Genomic DNA, 18,787 nt, shown 5'->3' on the forward strand with positions numbered 1-18,787 from the left:
GGAGTTAAACATTATGGAATCCAGAACTTTATTTGCAGAGACGCCTCCGATAAAGCTTTTTTTCACCGCATCCCTTCCAGGTGCCGTCAGCATGCTGGCATCCGCTCTTTACCAGCTTCTGGATGGAATGATGGTAGGACAAATCTTAGGCGAGACTCCCTTTGCGGCCCTGAATCTGGCCATGCCCTTCGTTATTATTAACTTTGCTCTGGCCGACCTGATCGGTGTAGGCTCCTCTGTCCCTATTGCCATGAACCTGGGAAAGAAAAAGGAGGAAGAAGCAAATAACATCTTTTCCTGCGCCTGTCTGATGATTTTTGCGGCAGGCGTCGTGATCGGAGCTCTGCTTTACGCCGGAGCCCCGCTGCTGATGAGACTGATGGGCGCAGAGGGACAGCTTCTTTCAGACGCCGTGAGCTACCTGCGCGTATACGCTCTCTGTTCTCCGCTGACCACCATTGTCTTTGCCATGGATAATTATCTGCGGATCTGCGGTAAAATCCGGTTCAGCATGTTTTTAAATATCCTCATGTCTGTAATCATTGCCGGACTGGAATTTATCTTTTTATATTATTTCCGTTTTGGAATCTGGGGCGCCGCCCTGGCCACCTGTATCGGAATGGCCGCCTGCGCTCTGGCAGCCCTCCTTCGTTTTCCGGGCGGACGGCTGCAGCTGCACTTCCGGAAACCCCGGTTTTCCAAAAACATGATAAAGCAGATTATCTCCTGTGGAAGCCCGAACTTTCTGAACAACATTGCCGGACGTATCACATCAATCCTGCTGAATACCATTCTCCTGCGTGTGGGAGGGCAGACCGCAGTATCTGTCTACGGTATCCTGATGTATGTGGAAGGCTTTATCCAGCCGCTGCTTTACGGTATGTGCGATTCCCTGCAGCCTGCAGTCAGCTTCAACTGGGGAGCCGGCGACCTGAAGCGTGTGAAAGCCATTGAACGCTGCTGCTTTACAGCCAGCGCCATTGTGTCTCTGGTATCTGCCCTTGTAATCTTCGTGTTCCCGGGACAGCTGGCTGTAATTTTTATCGGAGAAACGGCCTCCTCGTATTTCACAATGGCTGTCACTGCCCTGCGTCTCTTTGCGCTGACCTATCTGACCCGCTGGTTCTCCTTTGCAGTCCAAAGCTACATGCTGGCGGTGGGAAACGCTGCCGGAGCCACTCTGATCTCCCTGTCTGCAGCGCTGCTTTTCCCGGTAATTCTGATCGTGTCTCTCTGGCCCTTCGGACTTACAGGCATCTGGCTGAATTTCGCAAGCACCTCGCTGCTGGCAGGCGTTCTGGCAGCCTTCGTGATGACGCGTTTTCAGCGAAATTCACGTTCAGACAGATACGCAAGCGCCGATTCCAACTGAGGCGTGACCCATTTGTCCCGGTGATAGAGAAGCTGTTTCCAGATCTCGATTTCGAAATTTTTGACCGGAAGGTACCGAAGCCGGCCTGCGCGGACCTTCTCTTCCGTCACGTAATCCGGAAGAAAGGATATCCCCGCGCCCTGCTCCACAAGGGAGCAGATTAGGCCGGCGCTTCCGATCTCCAGCACCGGCAGAATCTCCATGGAAAGTTCCGCAAATTTCTCATCCATCAGCCTTCGGTAGCTCATTCCCTTTTCTGTCAGAAGAAAGGGCTGGCCCGCCAGATCTTCCGGAAAAAGCTCCTCTCTTTCACAAAGCGGATTTTCACTGTCCGCCACAAAGTGCACGCCTGATCTCTCCTCTCTCGCAATCACATACTCTGCATGAAAAATATGGTTGTCCAGCGTCAGGACCGCATCTGCCTCGTTCTGGTTCAGCAGCCGGAACATCTCTTCTGTACCCGCCGTAATGATTTTCAGAGAGATCCCCGGATATCTGTCCCGAAACTCCCCAAACCCTTCCTGAAGCATGTTGTCACAGAGTGAATCTGCCATGGCAATCCGGACATTTCCCGAGACTTCTTCTTCATTCTGCAGCCTTTTATCCAGCTCCTGGGTCATCTTACTGATCTGATGGGCAAATTTAAGCACATCGCGCCCTTTTTCCGTCAGCACAACCGTATGGTTAATCCGTTCAAAAAGCTGGGTTCCCAGCTCACGCTCCAGCTGCTTAATCTGAAAGGAAACCGTGGATTGGGAAAAGCCCAGCTTCTGTCCCGCCCTTGTAAAGCTGTTCAGCTCAGCCACATGCATAAATGTCAGCAGATTTTTCAGATCCATGCAATCCCTCCATGAAATATTTTGATTTACTATATTCTGATTATCAATTTTACAAATGTATGATTTTACTATATACTAAAAAATCAGGAGTTACAAGCGAAAAGGGGGAGCCTTATCATGAAAATCATTACATTTTTTTATAACCTGCTCTGGGGAGATCTGATCATCGTTCCGCTGCCCGGCGGCAGTACGCTGGGACTGTCCCTGCTGGTTCTGATCCTGATCCCGGCAGGAATCTATTTTACCGTCCAGACGAAAGGCCTGCCTTTCCGTCTTTTTCCGGAAATGATCCGCATTACCCTTGAAAAGAAGAAGGTCGCCGACAAAGGGGCTATCTCCGGCGTACAGGCCCTGATTGTCTCCACTGCCACGCGGGTAGGCATGGGCAATCTGATTGGCGTGGTGGCCGCCATCTCCGCCGGAGGGGCAGGCGCCGTCTTCTGGATGTGGCTGATCGCTCTTCTGGGCTCCTCCACCGCCTTCGTGGAAGCCACGCTCGCGCAGATTTACAAAGAAAAAGACCCCCTGTACGGAGGATACCGCGGCGGTCCTGCTTACTACATCCACTCATTTTTTATGAACCGGAAAAACAAGGCATCAAAACGGAAACGTTCCCTCATTGCCGCGCTCTTCGCCCTGTCCGGCCTTCTGTGCTGGTGCGGCATCAGCCAGGTAATCGGAAATTCCGTATCTTCCGCCTTTGAAAACGCGTTCCATATTCCGCCCATCTGGACCACCATCGTTCTGACCATTCTTGCCGCCGTGATTGTGCTTCGCAAGCACGCGACCGTCAAGGTGCTTGACGTGATGGTTCCCGTCATGGCCGGCCTGTATTTTGCCATTACGCTCTTTATCATCATTCGGAACGCCGGACAGCTTCCTGCCGTGTTCCAGCGGATTTTCATGGAAGCTTTCGGCTTTCGCCAGGCGGTGGCCGGAGGAATCGGAGCCGTCATCATGAACGGCGCCAAGAGAGGGCTTTTTTCCAATGAAGCCGGAAGCGGATCTGCGCCCTGCGCGGCTGCAGCGGCGGATATCAGTCATCCTGCCAAAGAAGGGCTTCTGCAGGCTCTGGGCGTCTTCATCGACACCCTTCTGATCTGCAGCTGCACCGCCATGATCATGCTTCTGACTCCCTCCTCTCTGACGAATGGACTGGAAGGAATGGATCTGCTTCAGACCGCCATGCAGTACCATATCGGAGAATTCGGCGTCATCTTTACCGCCGTGATTCTCTGGCTTTTCAGCTTCTCTACCTTTATCGGCATCCTCTTCTACGCCCGGCCAAATATCGCCTACCTGTTCGGAGACAACTGGCTTTCCCAGACTCTCTACAAGGTTCTGGCACTGGTGATGCTTTTTATCGGAGGGCTGGCTGCCTACCAGGCTGTCTGGGAGCTGGGAGATATCGGAATCGGCCTTATGACCATCTTTAATATGATTGTGCTGGTTCCGCTGGCCCCGAAAGCCATTGATTCGCTGAAGGATTATGAGAAAAACCACAAAAGAAAAAAACGCTCTAAACAGGTCTGAATTTAAACTGATCCGTATTTATGTTTTACTTCTTTTGTAATTATTTTTTCCCGGTCTATATGCCGGATGAGATACGCGTCCATATCGTCAATTCCGTCCATGCCGCGATTTAACGATATTTGTCTATATCCCGTATCTATTGTTATCTTTTTTGTTGTCTGCCATCCAAAATCCGGTTCTGTCTCCCGAAGAACTCTGACGATTTCGGACACAGGGAAACTGTATGCTCTCCCCAGTCCGGGCGTGACAGTCATGACATCACCTTCCGCCACGATCCGGAACCGCCGTGCCATAAAATTGTAAAACAGGAGCAGGATGGCAGACAGGCCGGCCGCACTATTGACTACAAGAGAGTATACCGGGTCTGCCACATCCAGAATTTCTATCAGCAGGGCAGAAAAACAGAGGGATAAGACCACCACAGCCATCCAGATAAAAGCATCATTTGACCGGTAAACTTCTGTCTTCAGCCCGAGCTCTGTTTCAAACATTACTTTATAATTCTTATCAAAGAAAAGTATTCGGATATGATTCTCTTTACCATATCGGGTTGCCCGGTAGATCAGGCTGAGCCTGTCCTTATCTGTCTTCTCTCCCTGATACCGGACCCAGCAGACAAAATCCGCATATGCATAAAATCCGCCCAGACAGCTTTCTCCGTCAAACCGTGCGACAGTTCCGTCGTCATCCTCAATCTGAATATATCCCCTCGTCCCTGTAATTTTCACCTCACAGCCTCCTTACAGCCCTTTTCTGCATCGATGTACACGGGAAGCCCCTACTTGTGATACGGCTCGTTTTTCATAATCCGGAAGCTCCGGTAAATCTGTTCCAGCAGAATCACCCGCATCAGCTGGTGGGGGAAGGTCATTTTTGAAAAGCTGAGAGCGTAATCCGCCCGCTTCATCACAGCCGAAGACAGTCCCAGGGAACCGCCGATGACAAAGACAATATGACTTACCCCGCCCGTCCCAAACGCTTCGATTTTCCGGGACAGCTCTACGGAATCCAGCATCTTCCCTTCGATAGCCAGAGCAATCACATACGCGTCTTCCTTTATGGCTTTCAGAATCCGCTCCCCTTCCCGGTCGCGGATAGCGGCCTCCTCGGCCGCGCCGGCACCGTCCGGCGTCTTCTCATCAGCCAGCTCCACAATTTCCAGCCTGCAGTAACGGCTCAGGCGCTTCTCATATTCCCGGATGGCTTCCGTCAGATATTTTTCCTTGATTTTTCCTACTGTGACACAGGTAATCTTCATGGCGCTCCTTTAACTCTTCCGGTTTCATTTACAGCTCTATCACATCCAGATCCTCCGGAATCCAGAGGTTTCCATGGAAATACTGCTCTCCCTCCGCCCGGTAAAGCTCCTGGCGGCGCTTGATATTCTTATCTTCCGTGTGATACAGGAGGAGATTTTTCACACCCAGCTTTTCCGCCAGCTCGCAGGCGTCTTTTACTGTGGAATGATGCTTCTCATAAGGATGAAAGATATCCGCCTGGCCGTTCAGGCAGAAGGCCTCATGAAGCAGCCAGTCGCTGCCCTTTGCATATACTTCTTCCCGCTCGTTATAGGGCTCGTCCCCGCAGCAGGTGAGCCGGCGTCCGTCTCCCAGATCCAGCATGTAGCCGTACTGCTTGGCTTTCGTGGACCCAATATCGAAAAAGGTATACTCATGCCCCAGAATGGTCTTCTTTTCCCCATCCTCCACCGGCACCAGATGCACCCGTTTACCGATAAGTTTTACCTCTTTCTTATTCAGCAGCATTTCCGCCAGCGTCATAAGCATCTCTGAGAGATCCTTATGAGCGTAAATAAAGGCATCGCCTTCATAGCTGCCGCTGTTCATATTCTGACAGATAACCCGCATCATCCAGATGATTCCCAGCACATGATCAATATGCTTGTGGGTTACAATGATATGATGAATGCTGCCTACGTCAATTCCAGCCTGCTTCAGGCGGATTAAAATCATGGACCCGCCTCCGCCGTCCACCAAAAGGCTGCCTTCTTCGCTGCTCAGCACATAGCAGGTATTATAACACTCTGTCACCTGCGCGTTTCCCGTGCCCAGTATCGTAATTTTCATTTATGTCTCTCCTTTCAGGCCTTTCATGTTCCAGAAAAGCCACGAAAGGAGCACCACAAAGTTCTTTGCAGCGCTCCTTTACAGAATTCTGAATCATATTCTACTTCTGGCTCAGATACTCGTGAATTCCTCTTGCGGCATCTTTTCCTGCGCCCATCGCAAGGATAACTGTAGCCGCACCGGTCACTGCGTCTCCGCCCGCGAATACGCCCGGCTTGGAAGTCGCTCCCACATCCTCGCTTGCCACGATACATTTTCTGCGGTCTGTCTCCAGTCCCTCTGTCGTGGAAGAAATCAGCGGATTCGGGGAAGTTCCCAGGGACATGATAACCATATCCACATCCATATCAAACTCAGAACCCGGAACCTCTACAGGACGTCTTCTTCCGGAAGCATCCGGCTCGCCAAGCTCCATGCGGATGCAGCGGATTCCCTTCACCCATCCGTCGTCTCCAACCAGGATCTCCACCGGATTGGTCAGAAGGTCGAAGATAATTCCCTCTTCCTTTGCGTGATGCACTTCCTCCACACGGGCCGGAAGCTCTTCTTCAGAACGGCGGTACACAATATGTACCTCAGCACCGAATCTGAGTGCAGTACGGGCAGCGTCCATGGCTACGTTTCCGCCGCCTACTACCGCTACCTTGTGTCCCTTTGCGATCGGAGTGTCATAGTTCTCATCGAAGGACTTCATCAGATTGTTTCTGGTCAGATATTCATTCGCGGAGAATACGCCGCAGGCCGTCTCGCCCGGGATTCCCATGAACTTGGGAAGTCCCGCTCCGGAGCCGATGAATACGGCGTCAAAGCCTTCCTTCTCCATCAGCTCGTCGATGGTCACAGACTTTCCTACAATCACGTCTGTCTCAATCTTTACGCCGAGAGATTTTACATTTTCCACCTCGGGCAGAACTACGCCGTCCTTGGGAAGACGGAACTCCGGAATGCCGTATACCAGCACGCCGCCCGCCTTGTGCAGCGCCTCGAAAATCGTCACGTCATAGCCAAGCTTTGCCAGATCTCCAGCACAGGTCAGACCTGCGGGGCCGGAACCGATGACAGCCACTTTCTTACCGTTCTTTTCTTTGGCAGCTGCCGGCTTAATGCCCTGCTCTCTCGCCCAGTCAGCCACGAAACGCTCCAGCTTTCCGATGGAAACCGGCTCGCCCTTGATGCCGCGGATACAGCGTCCCTCGCACTGGCTCTCCTGAGGACATACACGTCCGCAGATAGCCGGAAGGGAGGAGGACTCGCTGATGACGCCGTAAGCCTTCTCAAAATCGCCTTCTTTTACAGCCTTGATGAAATCCGGAATATGTATCTGGACGGGACAGCCTTCCATACATTTTGCTTTTTTGCAGTCCAGGCAGCGTCCAGCCTCTTCTACAGCTTCCTCTTTATTATACCCTAAGCAGACCTCATCAAAATTCGTCGCGCGGACCTTCGGGTCCTGCTCTCTTACCGGTACCTTCTTTAATACGTCAGCCATTATTTGTCACCTCCGCAATTTCCGCATCCGCCGTGATGCGTCTTTCCTTCCTTGTAAGCCAGGAATCTGCGGCCCTCCTCGGTCTTATACATGGCCGCACGCTGCATAGCCTGATCGAAATCCACCTTATGTCCGTCGAACTCCGGTCCGTCTACACAGGCGAATTTCACCTCGCCGCCTACCAGCACACGACAGGCTCCGCACATACCGGTTCCGTCCACCATGATCGGGTTCATGCTGACAACGCAGGGAATTCCAAGCTTCTTTGTGGTAAGACAGGCAAATTTCATCATGATCATCGGTCCGATGGCTACGCAGAGATCATAGTGATGGCCTTCGCTCACCAGCTTCTCCAGCATGGCTGTTCCCACACCGTGGAATCCATAGCTTCCGTCATCCGTACACAGGTACAGATTTCCCACGCTCTTGAGCTCATCCTCCAGGATCAGCAGATCTTTCGTACGGGCTCCGACAATGATATCACACTCAATGCCGTGCTCATGCAGCCATTTGGCCTGAGGATACACAGGCGCTGTACCTACGCCGCCGGCGATGAAGACTACCTTTTTCTTCTTCACTTCTTCAAAATCATCCGTTACCAGCTCAGAGGGTTTTCCAAGCGGTCCCACGAAATCAAGGAAATAATCTCCTTCCTTCAAATCTACCATCTTGCTGGTGGACACACCAATCGGCTGGAATACAATCGTCACCGTTCCCGCCTCTCTGTCGTAATCACAGATCGTCAGCGGAATACGTTCTGCTGTCTCATCCAGTCTTACGATAATAAACTGTCCAGGCTCACAGGCTTGCGCCACTCTCGGAGCCTCAACGACTTTCATGTAAACAGTTGCAGAGAGCTGCTCTGCTTTTACAATCTTGAACATAAGCTTCCTCCTGGAGTATAGTTTCTGCGGGTCCCCTCCCGCCCGGAGCTGTCATTTGGACTGACAACTGCTCATCTTTAATATAATAATCCAATCCCGCCCAGATTTCAACTGGTTAGCGGAGGGATTTACAAAAAATTATAACGCAAACCTAATACGCTCCGGCTACATCTCATAGTCAAAGCAGACACGGTCGCAGGCCGCCGGCTTAATCACCTCGTTGGCCACGGCTACGTGAAGCGGGTGCGTCTGATAAGCCTCCAGATCCTCCACTGTCTCCAGCTCAGACACCAGCAGCAGATCCCGGGAACTTCCCGGCAGCCTGTTCCGTTTCATCTCCGCGTAAGTAAGGCCTTTTATCTGTCCCACCAGAGCCTTCAGCCGCGCGTCTGCCTCTTTTGCCATCTCTTCCTTTTTCTCCTCCGGAAAATCCTCCCGGAAATTCCACATTACCAGATGCTTTACCATATGATTGTTCCTCCTCTTCTGATTTGTTCTGCCGCAGGCGCCGGCATGTCAGGGCGCGCTGTCTTCTGTATCCCGGCGCTAATAATCTTCCTGGAATTCCAGCTTGTACACCAGTACAAGCGGATCACTGACCATTCCCTTTTCATTCACCGCAATGGCGCTCAAAAGGACTTCTCCCTCTTCATGGAGCTCAATGGGCCTTTCATAAGAAGTGCTTTCCTCAGTGGGCTTCGTGCCGTCCAGTGTATAATATATGGTTCCATACTCTGCGCTCAGCTCAAGCCTCAGATAATAGCTGTAGGTCCCCTCCGGCACATCGCAGACCGGCTTTTCTATCCGGTAGGGAAGCAGTTCCGTCTGTATGTCCGCATAAGGACACCCTTCTATGACCTCCGCTATCTGCTCAGTCTGTCCGGTCAGATTCAGGATTTCCATATACTCCAGATAAAGTTCCAGAAGCGTGCCGCTTTCTCCTCTCGCATCATCCTCCGCCCTGATGGCTGATTCCATGCAGTCTGCCGCCAGCTTTTCCTCCCCTGTATGCGCATAAGCGCGGGCCAGATACTCCAGCGGCTCCGTATCAGTCCCCTCTGTATCCGCCTGCAGCGCCTGCGCCTTTTCAAGATAAGAAACCGCTTCCTCATAATTTCCGCTTTCCGTCAGTGATTTTCCCCTTCTCAGCTGATAAGAATAACTGTTCTCACGAGTGGTCCACAGATACGAAAGACAGAAAACGGCCACACACATAAACAGGGCAGCCGGAACCAGAACCCATCTTTTTCGAAACCTGAAACGCTTCTTCTCCGGCGCAGGCAAAGCTTCCCCTTTTTTTCTTCCCTCACGGCTTCCGGAAAGCTCTACGTGTTTTTCCTTCCCGTCTTTTACCACGCTCCCGCCAGACATAGTTCCGTCATGTTTCTTTGCATCCGGCGTTTTATTCTCAGAGTCCACCTGTCCGATCAGCAGTTCATCCAGGGGATCGTAATCCGGTACAATCTGGATTTCCTGGCCGCAGTTTTCACAGTACAGCTGTCCGGTTTTCAGTTCTCTGCCGCATTTTGGACATTTCATACGAATCCTCTCTTCTGCAGGTACATACCGCTATACGTTTTCTTCCAGATAGCGCTCAAACTCTTCCATGGTCATCAGAATCTCCCGGGGCTTTGTGCCGGCCTCTTCTCCGACCACTCCTGCTTCCGCCAGCTGATCCATAATACGGGCAGCCCGGTTAAAGCCCACCTTGAACCACCTCTGCAGCATACCGATAGAAGCCTTATCCTTTTCAATGATAAACTTCCCCGCTTCTGCAAACAGCGCGTCCCGCTCCGGGCCGTCATGCCCGGGCTGGCTCTCCGCAGCCTGGGTCTGTATGGTGCTGATATGCTCCTCCACCTCCGCGCTGTAATTTACGCTGCTGTTATTCTGCTTCAGGAATTCTGCCACCGCCCCCACTTCTTCATCGGAGACAAAGGCGCCCTGTACACGGACCGGTTTGGGATATCCGTAAGGATAAAAAAGCATATCTCCTTTTCCCAGCAGCTTTTCCGCTCCGTTCATATCGAGGATTGTCCGGGAATCTACTCCTGAAGACACGGCAAAGGCAATTCTGGAAGGCATATTCGCCTTGATCAGTCCTGTAATTACGTTGACGGAAGGCCTCTGGGTAGCGATTACCAGATGAATCCCTGCCGCACGGGCCAGCTGGGCCAGACGGCAGATCGCGTCCTCCACCTCTCCGGGAGCTACCATCATCAGATCCGCCAGCTCATCCACGACGATCACAATCTGAGGCAGTTTCTCCGGAGCGTTTTCTCCGCCGTCTCTGCCCATGGCCGCAGCCTTTTCATTATATCCGGCAAGATTTCTTACATTATAGTCCGCAAACAGCTTATACCGGTGGGTCATTTCCGCCACTGCCCAATTCAGGGCTCCCGCGGCCTTCTTCGGATCGGATACCACAGGAATCAGGAGATGAGGAATTCCATTATACACACTCAGCTCCACTACCTTGGGATCGATCATGATAAGCTTGACTTCTTCCGGGGAAGCTTTATAAAGAATGCTCATAATCAGCGTATTGATGCAGACGGATTTTCCCGAACCGGTGGCTCCCGCAATCAGCAGATGAGGCATCTTTGCGATGTCCGTGACCATGATCTTGCCGGCGATATCCTTTCCCACCGCAAAAGCCAGCTTTGACTTGTGAGTTTTAAATTCCTGGGAAGACACCAGCTCCCGGAAGGAGACGATGGTGTTTTCCGCATTGGGAACCTCGATGCCCACTGCGGCCTTGCCCGGAATCGGGGCTTCAATCCGGACATCCGGCACCGCAAGATTCAGCTTAATATCGTCCGCAAGGCCCACAATCCGGCTGACCTTTACCCCCTGATCCGGCTGCACCTCATAGCGCGTCACGGCCGGTCCCTGGCTTACGTCAGTCACAGTTACTCCCACGCCGAAATCGCGGAGAATCTGCTGCAAATGCATGGCTGTTTCATGCAAAATCCGATCCGCGTCCCTGTTTTCCGTATGTTTTACCTGATTCAGAAGTCTCAGGGGCGGATATATGTAAGCGCGCTTCTTCGGAGGAAGAGGCGCCTGCCGGACAGATACTCCCGTTCCTGTTCCAGCTGCTTCTCCTGTTCCAGGCGCTCCAGACAATCCAGGTGTTCCGGATATTCCAGATATTCCGGACAGTCCGGACGCTTCTGGAGCGTCTTCCCCTTTTTCTTTCCCGGGCACTGTCTCAACCGCAGCTGTCTCCTGCAGATGCGTTGCTTCTCTTCCCGGGATTTCCTCTCTCTGCAGCATATCCGCCGCTTCTTCTGCAGCCTCCGCTTCTTCCTCCGCGCTTTCCGTATCCGCACTGTAGCGTTCCCGGTGAATTGGAATCTTGAACATCTCATCCAGATCCTTCAATTCCGGACCCTGGCCGTCCTCCAGGGTGATTTCCCGCATCTCATCCGTATAAGCGTCTTTCTTTATTGCAGTCTCTTCCAGAGCTACCCCGGAGACCTTATGCTCAGCGCGGGCTTTCTTCTGCTCTTCTGTCCGCTGTTCTTCTTCCTGCTCTTCCTCTTTTCGTCTCTTTGCCAGAACTTTTTCCTGTTCCCGGGCTTTTTCCCGTTCCAGAGCAGCCCGCTCTTCCATAGCCTTCTGTCTTGCCGCTCTGCGTTCCTCTGCCTGAATCCGGTGGCGTCTTGCGTCTTCCTTCGCAGAATCGTATACTTTCCTGCTTCCTTTTTTTACACCGCCGATAAAGGAACGTTCTGTAATCACAACCGCGCAGATGATTAGAAGAACCAGAACAATAATCCAGGCTCCTATCGTGCCGAAAGCACCCGTGAGAGCTTTACAGATCATCCCGCCGAAAAAACCGCCTCCGGCTTTATGTTCCGAAGAATATGTATAAAAGGCGGCAGCCGTCCCGGCTCCGTCCTTTTCTCCTCCAAACAGCTGAAAGAGGGCGCAAAAAAGAAAGCCTGCCAGTATCATGGCTGCGCCTTTTACCGCCGCTATGGTGTTATCTCTGTTTGATATGGAAAACGCCGCCACAAAAAACAGGCCTATGGGCAGCACATAGGCAAAAATTCCAAACAGTCCGAACAGAACGCCGCTCACCACATCTCCTGCCGCCCCTCCAATGCCGAAAGTGCTCAAAAGTAGGAGAACCGATATGCCAAAGAGAAGGAGAACCTTAATCTCGTCCCGGATAAACGCATTCTCTTCCTGCCGTCTCGCTGCCGTCTTTCTGGAGGCTGTCGTCTTTTTTCGTGTCGTTGTCCGGCGTCTGCCGGATGTACCAGATGCCATTTTTCTTACTCCTCCCACTGCTCAAATCACATAATAATGATTATTATAGCATTTTCGCCCCCGATTTACAAGAAGCCGTGTTTCCGAATCAGTTCCCGGCCTGTTCCCGAATCAGTTCCCGGAGCTTTTCAAAGGCCTCGCGGATACCGCCGATGCCGTCAATCAGACCTTCTTCCACCGCCTGCTTTCCCACCAGAACAGAGCCTACATCCTTCGTCAATTCCCCAGTCTCCAGCATCAGATCCGTAAGCCGTCTCTCGGAAATCCGGCTGTGGGAAGTGATAAAGCCGGAAATACGATCCTGGATTTTCTGGAAATACTCAAAGGTCTGCGCCACCCCTATAATCAGGCCGCTCATCCGCACCGGATGAATCATCATGGTCCCTGTAGGAACAATCAGAGAGTAATCCGTCGACACGGCCAGCGGCACGCCGATGGAATGGCTTCCGCCCAGCACCAGCGATACTGTAGGCTTGCTTAAAGAGGCGATCATCTCCGCGATAGCCAGTCCCGACTCCACATCCCCGCCCACCGTATTGATCAGGACCAGCAGTCCCTGGATATTTCTGCTGTCTTCCAAAGCCGCCAGCTGGGGAATTACATGTTCATATTTGGTCGTCTTGGAATTGGAGGGCAGGCACTCATGCCCCTCGATTTCTCCGATAATATTCAGAAGATGGATGCGGACATCTCCATCGTCCAGCGTCAGCTGTCCGTAATCCTCTACCTGCCGGTCCTGCTCCTTCTTCGTCTCTTCATTCTTCTCATCCATAAAAATACCCTGACCTTTCCACATGATTTTCTTTAGTATGTGAAAAGATCAGGGCTTCTATACCTGATTTTTATGCCTGCCGGAGAGCCTGCTCCAGATCCTCAATGATGTCCTGGGGATTTTCAATACCCACGGACAGACGGATCATGCCCGGCGTCACGCCGGCTTCCAGAAGCTGCTCATCCGTCATCTGACGATGCGTATGGCTCGCGGGATGCAGCACGCAGGTGCGGGCATCCGCCACATGAGTCACAATTGCCGCCAGCTTCAGACTGTCCATAAACCGTACCGCCTGCTCTCTTCCTCCCTTCAGGCCGAAAGAGATTACGCCGCAGGTGCCGTTCGGCATATACTTTTTCGCCAGTTCATGATAAGGATCGCCCTCCAGTCCGGCGAAATTCACGAACTCCACTTTCTCGTGAGCATGCAGAAATTCTGCCACGGCCTTCGCATTGCTGCAGTGCTTTTCCATACGCAGAGGCAGGGTCTCCAATCCCACATTCAGCAGAAACGCGTTCATGGGAGAAGGAATGCTGCCCAAGTCCCGCATCAGCTGGGATGTCGCCTTTGTGATGTAAGCAAGCTTTCCGAACCGCTCTGTATAGACAATTCCATGATATGTAGGGTCCGGTGTAGTCAGTCCCGGGAATTTATCCTTATGGGCATCCCAGTCGAAATTGCCGCTGTCTACGATGCAGCCGCCCACAGCCATGGCATGTCCGTCCATGTACTTGGTTGTGGAATGGGTCACGATATCCGCTCCCCACTCAAAGGGCCGGCAGTTGATGGGCGTGGCAAAGGTATTGTCCACAATCAGCGGGCAGTCATGCTTGTGTGCCAGTCTTGCGAATTTTTCAATGTCCAAAACCACAAGGGCCGGATTGGCGATCGTCTCTCCCACCACAGCCTTGGTATTGGGACGGAAGGCCTTCTCAATCTCCTCCTCCGGCGCGTCCGGGTCCACAAAAGTGCAGTCAATGCCCATTTTCTTTATGGTCGCCGCATACAGATTAAAGGTTCCCCCATACACCTTCGCGGAACACACGATATGATCGCCTGCTTCGCACAGATTTACAATGGAATAGAAATTTGCAGCCTGTCCGGAAGAAGTAAGCATGGCAGCTACGCCTCCCTCCAGCTCTGCAATTTTGGCCGCCACGCAGTCGCTGGTGGGATTCTGAAGGCGGGTATAGAAGTATCCGTTCTCCTCCAGATCAAAAAGCTTTCCCATCTCCTCTGACGTGTCGTATTTGAATGTGGTACTCTGATAAATGGGAAGCACTCTGGCTTCTCCATTTCCCGGCTTCCAGCCGCCCTGTACGCAGATCGTATCCAGTCTCATGCCATATACCTCTCTTTAAGCTCGTAAACCATGTCCATGTATTTTTCCTGGCAGGCCTCATTTTCGCCCTGCTCTATCAGATGCACGCAATCCGACAGCCAGGAATCCCAGATTTCTTCATAGATTGCCTCCGGGTTCTCCTGACGTCCAATCCTATTCACAATGGTCGGCGCAATGTTATAATATTCCTTTACAAGCTCTTTTCCTTCGTCTGTAGCGAGCAGATAGCCGTCCCGGTAAGAGCGGAGAAGCTCCAGCTCATAGCAGTCGTCCGGCTTCCCCTGGCTCTCACAGACCGCCGTGGTGATATAGCAGTATTTTTTGTGAAAACCGCTTTCAATCTTAGCGTAATCCGCTTTGCCTACGGAAGTCCGGAACGCCTTGTTCCATTTCTTTACAATCACATCCGTCACCGGCTCCGCGCAGTCCCCCTTCTGCTCCAGAAACGCCGGAAAGACAAAGACTGCCAGTATCATATTGTAATTGATCTGCTGCTCGCTGCGTTTTCCCTTCTTGGTAATTGCCTCCAGCTCTGCCTGAGCCGCCTCCACCAGATGATTCGCCAGCTTCTCAGCCCACTCCTCCGGATGTTCTTCTTGCTGATAGACAGCCTCTATCGCGTTCAGCGTCTCCTTATGGCGGCGCAGATAAGCCTGAAAGGCCTCCGGATATACATTCTTCTTGAAGTATTTCATGGGATTTTCTTCCCGGAGCAGCATGTCCTCAATTCCCTGCATGGCGCGGTTATAGGTCTCCCCATAAGTCACAATATCCATCTCCATACCGTCTTCCTCCTACTCGTCCCAGTTGTGGTATACATTCTGAACGTCATCATCCTCTTCCAGCAAATCCAGAGTTCTCTGAAGATTTTTGACAGCGTCCTCATCCGTCAGAGTCACATAATTCTGAGGAATCATAGTCACCTCTGCCTGGGCCATGGGAATTCCCTTCTCTTCCAGTGCCTGGCGGACGGCGCTGAAGGAATCCGGATCTGTCAGAATCTCAAAGCTGTCCTCTTCCTCGGAAAAGTCCTCCGCTCCGGCGTCCAGAGCCAGCATCATCAGATCATCCGGGTCCATCTCACACTCTTCCCGATCTACGATAATCTGTCCCTTTTTATCAAACATATAGGACACGCAGCCCTGTGTTCCTACGGAACCGTTTCCCTTCGTAAAAGCGCTTCTTACGTTGGCGGCCGTCCGGTTCTTATTGTCCGTCAGCGCGTCCACAATGATCGCGATTCCTCCCGGTCCATATCCCTCGTAGGACACATACTCATAGTTCACCGCGTTCGCGTTGCCCGCGGCCTTCTTAATGCCGCGCTCAATGGTATCGTTCGGCATATTGTTCGCTTTCGCCTTCGCAATCACGTCACGCAGCCTGCTGTTGTTATTCGGGTCCGGTCCGCCTTCCTTGACTGCCACTGCAATTTCTCGTCCGATAATGGTAAAAATTTTTCCCTTTGCTGCGTCGTTCTTCTCTTTTTTATGCTTTATGTTCGCAAACTTTGAATGTCCTGACATAAAAACACTCCTATCCTTTTCGTACTTTTCCGGTTCCCCCACAGGGGAGCCTTCTGCCTGGATCTCTGACCGGCAGACTTTCTCATCTATTCTAGCACTGATTTTTTTGAAAGGCAAGCCCCATTATGTACCCAGCTCCAGGCTCACCCGCAGAGCCTCGTTGACCCGGGCCAGGATACTTTCATCCAGGTGGCAGACCTTATCCTTCAGGCGCTGCTTGTCAATGGTGCGGAGCTGCTCCAGAAGGATCACAGAATCCCGCACAATCTGACACTGCCTGGCAGAAAGCTCCACATGGGTGGGAAGCTTCGCCTTATTCATCTTTGATGTGATAGCCGCCACAATCACCGTTGGGCTGTGGCGGTTCCCCGTATCATTCTGTATCACAAGAACCGGGCGCACGCCGCCCTGCTCTGAACCTACTACCGGACGAAGATCCGCATAATAAATATCTCCCCGTCTGATTACCAAATCTTTTCACGCTCCGATCCTGAAAATCCTACGGCTGCCGCCGGCAGCCCTATCTGAAGTATTTCCAAAATCTTCACATGTATACAGATTCGCGCGGGGTTCTCCCTTACGCCCCGGCCGGACGGGAGGTCCAGATCTCTTCCGCAGTCTCCGTGATCTCTCCATGTCTCAGATAGATTCTCGGAACTCTTCCGGAAATATCACAGGCAAACTCATAATTAAAACGGCCGGAAAGCTCCGCCAGCTCATCCATGGAAAGTATCTCTCCTCCGTCTGTGCCGAACAGCGTAACCTCCATACCCGGCCTGGCCTCCGGAATCTCTGTCACGTCCACCATAAACTGATCCATACAGACTCTTCCCCGGATAGGCGCCCTCTTTCCCGCGATCAGTACGCATCCCCTGTCCGAAAGACTTCTGGGATATCCGTCGCCGTACCCTACAGGAATCGTGGCAATGCGCCGGGGCTCCGGAGCAGTATAAAGGCCGCCGTAGCTTACCTGCGTACCCGCCGGAATCTCCTTGACGTGGACAATATGGCTTTTCAGCTCCATGGCAGCTTTAAGCGCCACCCGCTCTTTTTTCACCTCGCCGGAAGGATACAGGCCGTACAGCGCGATGCCTGCCCGCACCAGGTTCAGGCTGCTCTCCGGCATATCAATGATGGCCGCGCTGTTGGCGCAGTGGCAGATGGGAATATGCACGCCTCTCTCCTCAAGGGCATCCCGGAATTTCAGAAAACGGGCAAGCTGCCGGTCCGCCCAGGTCTTATCGGCCTCGTCGGCCCTGGCGAAATGCGTGAAAAGTCCTTCCAGCTCCAGCCCCGGCAGCTTCTGTATCTGGCAGACCGCTTCCAGGCTCTCTTCCGTATCCGGAAAGCCTATCCTGCTCATTCCCGTATCCAGCTTGATATGAATATGGACCCTCTTATTCTGGCGCACCGCCTCTTTTGACAGCTCTTCTGCCATATCCATCCGGAATACCGCCGTCCGGATATCTTCCGCCGCCAGCTCCGGGTAAGACTCCGGGAACACATAGCCCAGCACCAGCACAGGTTTTCTGATTCCGTAGCCGCGGAGCTGGAGGGCTTCCTCTATTGTCGCCGCCGCGAAGCCCCAGATATAGTCTTTTGGCTCCATCAGCCGGGCAATCGGCACCGCGCCGTGTCCGTATCCATTTGCTTTCACCACCGCCGCCATCTGTGTGCCTGCCGGAAGCGTCCTTTTCATAGCTTCAAAATTTTCTTCTATGGCATCCAGATCCACATAAGCCGCTGCGCGTTGATATTTTTTCATGATTTTGGCTCCTACCTATAATATATGTGTTTTTCATTTAAGTGAAATCTTTCCATAAAATTCTTTCAAAACGGAAAAAGACTGCCGCCAGAAACTTTGGCCGGTAAAACCGAATCCCGTGGCCTGCGGCAGTCCCTTTTTCTATTCTTTTATTCCGAACGGGGATGCTCTTTCTCATATCTGGTGATATTATAAGACAGCTGCATCAGACTTTCTGACAGATGTACATTTTCTACCAGTACATCCGGCGGAACCTGCAGATCGATATGCGCAAAGTTCCAAATCGCCTTGATTCCATACTTTACCAGAAGCTCCGTCATCTCCTCCGCTTTTGATTTCGGCAGTGTCAGCGCCGCGATCTGAATCTCTTCATCCCGGATAAAGCTCTCCAGATCATCCAGCATATGAATCTGAATTCCCCGGACGCTTAAGCCTTTCAGAACCGGATTCACGTCGAAAATTCCCCGGATGTAAAAGCCCTGCTTTTCGAAATCCACGTAGTTGGCCAGAGCCTGTCCCAGGTTGCCGCCGCCTACTATGATCATGTTATGCTTCTTGTCGAGCCCCAGAATTTTCCCGATCTCTTCGTACAGGTATTTTACGTTATATCCATAACCCTGCTGTCCAAATCCTCCGAAATTATTCAGATCCTGGCGAATCTGAGATGCCGTGACGCTCATTCTTGTGCTCAGTTCTCCGGAGGAAATCCGCTCCACTCCGCTTTCCATCAGTTCTCCCAGATAACGGTAATAGCGCGGAAGCCGCTTGATGACGGCCTTCGAAATCTCTCTTTCTTCCGTGATACGTTCGTCTTTCATTCCACACGTCCTTCAATCAAGTATATTCCTCTCCGGCCGGCCGGCAAAACCGCCTCCGGCGGCCAGGGATAATCTGTATTTA

18 protein-coding genes are annotated in these 18,787 nt (G+C 52.2%); 2 read left to right on the forward strand and 16 right to left on the reverse strand.

Annotated elements, in window-relative coordinates:
• Positions 1-13 precede the first annotated feature (13 nt).
• Entirely contained in the window at positions 14-1,372 is a 1,359-nt protein-coding gene (locus tag B5E82_RS05190; RefSeq protein WP_087306478.1) for an MATE family efflux transporter, read from the forward strand.
• Here the strand turns inward: B5E82_RS05190 and B5E82_RS05195 are convergent.
• Complete coding sequence (locus tag B5E82_RS05195; protein WP_087306480.1) at positions 1,324-2,211, reverse strand: LysR family transcriptional regulator; 888 nt, start codon at positions 2,209-2,211, stop codon at positions 1,324-1,326. The two genes, B5E82_RS05190 and B5E82_RS05195, sit on opposite strands and share 49 nt — an antisense overlap.
• Before the next feature lie 117 nt (positions 2,212-2,328).
• Here B5E82_RS05195 and B5E82_RS05200 point away from each other — a divergent pair, with 117 nt between their 5' ends.
• The gene (locus B5E82_RS05200) at positions 2,329-3,744 is read left to right on the forward strand and encodes an alanine/glycine:cation symporter family protein (protein WP_087306481.1); all 1,416 of its coding nucleotides are present in this window, start codon (positions 2,329-2,331) and stop codon (positions 3,742-3,744) included.
• Positions 3,745-3,746: 2 nt separating this feature from the next.
• On the opposite strand, the gene B5E82_RS05205 is transcribed toward B5E82_RS05200, so the two are convergent.
• The 15 genes from B5E82_RS05205 to B5E82_RS05275 form a co-directional block, all read right to left on the reverse strand.
• Complete coding sequence (locus tag B5E82_RS05205) at positions 3,747-4,472, reverse strand: hypothetical protein (RefSeq protein WP_087306483.1); 726 nt, start codon at positions 4,470-4,472, stop codon at positions 3,747-3,749.
• Between the two features lie 50 nt (positions 4,473-4,522).
• Complete coding sequence (rlmH, locus tag B5E82_RS05210) at positions 4,523-5,002, reverse strand: 23S rRNA (pseudouridine(1915)-N(3))-methyltransferase RlmH (protein ID WP_087306485.1); 480 nt, start codon at positions 5,000-5,002, stop codon at positions 4,523-4,525.
• A gap of 28 nt (positions 5,003-5,030) precedes the next feature.
• Positions 5,031-5,831: an MBL fold metallo-hydrolase gene (locus B5E82_RS05215; RefSeq protein WP_087306487.1), complete on the reverse strand. Its 801-nt coding sequence runs from the start codon at positions 5,829-5,831 to the stop codon at positions 5,031-5,033.
• Positions 5,832-5,931: 100 nt separating this feature from the next.
• Positions 5,932-7,320: an NADPH-dependent glutamate synthase gene (gene gltA, locus B5E82_RS05220; RefSeq protein ID WP_087306490.1), complete on the reverse strand. Its 1,389-nt coding sequence runs from the start codon at positions 7,318-7,320 to the stop codon at positions 5,932-5,934.
• Complete coding sequence (locus B5E82_RS05225) at positions 7,320-8,204, reverse strand: sulfide/dihydroorotate dehydrogenase-like FAD/NAD-binding protein (protein WP_087306492.1); 885 nt, start codon at positions 8,202-8,204, stop codon at positions 7,320-7,322. Before B5E82_RS05225 ends, gltA begins: the two co-directional genes overlap by 1 nt.
• Before the next feature lie 165 nt (positions 8,205-8,369).
• Complete coding sequence (locus tag B5E82_RS05230; RefSeq protein ID WP_087306494.1) at positions 8,370-8,672, reverse strand: Dabb family protein; 303 nt, start codon at positions 8,670-8,672, stop codon at positions 8,370-8,372.
• A gap of 78 nt (positions 8,673-8,750) precedes the next feature.
• The gene (locus tag B5E82_RS05235; RefSeq protein WP_087306496.1) at positions 8,751-9,743 is read right to left on the reverse strand and encodes a chitobiase/beta-hexosaminidase C-terminal domain-containing protein; all 993 of its coding nucleotides are present in this window, start codon (positions 9,741-9,743) and stop codon (positions 8,751-8,753) included.
• Positions 9,744-9,773: 30 nt separating this feature from the next.
• Positions 9,774-12,485: a DNA translocase FtsK gene (locus B5E82_RS05240; protein ID WP_087306498.1), complete on the reverse strand. Its 2,712-nt coding sequence runs from the start codon at positions 12,483-12,485 to the stop codon at positions 9,774-9,776.
• A gap of 88 nt (positions 12,486-12,573) precedes the next feature.
• Positions 12,574-13,257, reverse strand: a complete 684-nt coding sequence (locus B5E82_RS05245) for a ClpP family protease (protein WP_087306579.1) — start codon at positions 13,255-13,257, stop codon at positions 12,574-12,576.
• Between the two features lie 70 nt (positions 13,258-13,327).
• Entirely contained in the window at positions 13,328-14,599 is a 1,272-nt protein-coding gene (locus tag B5E82_RS05250) for an O-acetylhomoserine aminocarboxypropyltransferase/cysteine synthase family protein (RefSeq protein WP_087306500.1), read from the reverse strand.
• On the reverse strand, positions 14,596-15,381 hold the full coding sequence (locus tag B5E82_RS05255; protein ID WP_087306501.1) for a CFI-box-CTERM domain-containing protein: 786 nt from the start codon (positions 15,379-15,381) through the stop codon (positions 14,596-14,598). The genes B5E82_RS05250 and B5E82_RS05255 overlap by 4 nt, the downstream gene beginning before the upstream one ends.
• A gap of 12 nt (positions 15,382-15,393) precedes the next feature.
• Entirely contained in the window at positions 15,394-16,122 is a 729-nt protein-coding gene (locus tag B5E82_RS05260; protein ID WP_087306503.1) for a YebC/PmpR family DNA-binding transcriptional regulator, read from the reverse strand.
• A gap of 123 nt (positions 16,123-16,245) precedes the next feature.
• Entirely contained in the window at positions 16,246-16,593 is a 348-nt protein-coding gene (locus B5E82_RS05265; RefSeq protein WP_087306505.1) for a type II toxin-antitoxin system PemK/MazF family toxin, read from the reverse strand.
• A gap of 106 nt (positions 16,594-16,699) precedes the next feature.
• Entirely contained in the window at positions 16,700-17,887 is a 1,188-nt protein-coding gene (gene alr / locus B5E82_RS05270; RefSeq protein ID WP_087306507.1) for an alanine racemase, read from the reverse strand.
• Positions 17,888-18,036: 149 nt separating this feature from the next.
• Positions 18,037-18,705, reverse strand: a complete 669-nt coding sequence (locus B5E82_RS05275; protein ID WP_087306509.1) for a redox-sensing transcriptional repressor Rex — start codon at positions 18,703-18,705, stop codon at positions 18,037-18,039.
• Between the last annotated feature and the right edge of the window lie 82 nt (positions 18,706-18,787).

The sequence above is a fragment of the Lachnoclostridium sp. An138 genome (assembly GCF_002160765.1).
Classification (GTDB): domain Bacteria; phylum Bacillota; class Clostridia; order Lachnospirales; family Lachnospiraceae; genus Laedolimicola; species Laedolimicola faecalis.

Excerpts from the sequence above, each read along its gene's own strand:
- B5E82_RS05190 (WP_087306478.1), top strand. The coding sequence starts at position 14 with ATGGAATCCAGAACTTTATTTGCAGAGACGCCTCCGATAAAGCTTTTT.
- B5E82_RS05195 (WP_087306480.1), bottom strand. The coding sequence starts at position 2,211 with ATGGATCTGAAAAATCTGCTGACATTTATGCATGTGGCTGAGCTGAAC.
- B5E82_RS05200 (WP_087306481.1), top strand. The coding sequence starts at position 2,329 with ATGAAAATCATTACATTTTTTTATAACCTGCTCTGGGGAGATCTGATC.
- rlmH (WP_087306485.1), bottom strand. The coding sequence starts at position 5,002 with ATGAAGATTACCTGTGTCACAGTAGGAAAAATCAAGGAAAAATATCTG.
- B5E82_RS05215 (WP_087306487.1), bottom strand. The coding sequence starts at position 5,831 with ATGAAAATTACGATACTGGGCACGGGAAACGCGCAGGTGACAGAGTGT.
- gltA (WP_087306490.1), bottom strand. The coding sequence starts at position 7,320 with ATGGCTGACGTATTAAAGAAGGTACCGGTAAGAGAGCAGGACCCGAAG.
- B5E82_RS05225 (WP_087306492.1), bottom strand. The coding sequence starts at position 8,204 with ATGTTCAAGATTGTAAAAGCAGAGCAGCTCTCTGCAACTGTTTACATG.
- B5E82_RS05230 (WP_087306494.1), bottom strand. The coding sequence starts at position 8,672 with ATGGTAAAGCATCTGGTAATGTGGAATTTCCGGGAGGATTTTCCGGAG.
- B5E82_RS05235 (WP_087306496.1), bottom strand. The coding sequence starts at position 9,743 with ATGAAATGTCCAAAATGCGGCAGAGAACTGAAAACCGGACAGCTGTAC.
- B5E82_RS05240 (WP_087306498.1), bottom strand. The coding sequence starts at position 12,485 with ATGGCATCTGGTACATCCGGCAGACGCCGGACAACGACACGAAAAAAG.
- B5E82_RS05245 (WP_087306579.1), bottom strand. The coding sequence starts at position 13,257 with ATGGATGAGAAGAATGAAGAGACGAAGAAGGAGCAGGACCGGCAGGTA.
- B5E82_RS05250 (WP_087306500.1), bottom strand. The coding sequence starts at position 14,599 with ATGAGACTGGATACGATCTGCGTACAGGGCGGCTGGAAGCCGGGAAAT.
- B5E82_RS05255 (WP_087306501.1), bottom strand. The coding sequence starts at position 15,381 with ATGGAGATGGATATTGTGACTTATGGGGAGACCTATAACCGCGCCATG.
- B5E82_RS05260 (WP_087306503.1), bottom strand. The coding sequence starts at position 16,122 with ATGTCAGGACATTCAAAGTTTGCGAACATAAAGCATAAAAAAGAGAAG.
- alr (WP_087306507.1), bottom strand. The coding sequence starts at position 17,887 with ATGAAAAAATATCAACGCGCAGCGGCTTATGTGGATCTGGATGCCATA.
- B5E82_RS05275 (WP_087306509.1), bottom strand. The coding sequence starts at position 18,705 with ATGAAAGACGAACGTATCACGGAAGAAAGAGAGATTTCGAAGGCCGTC.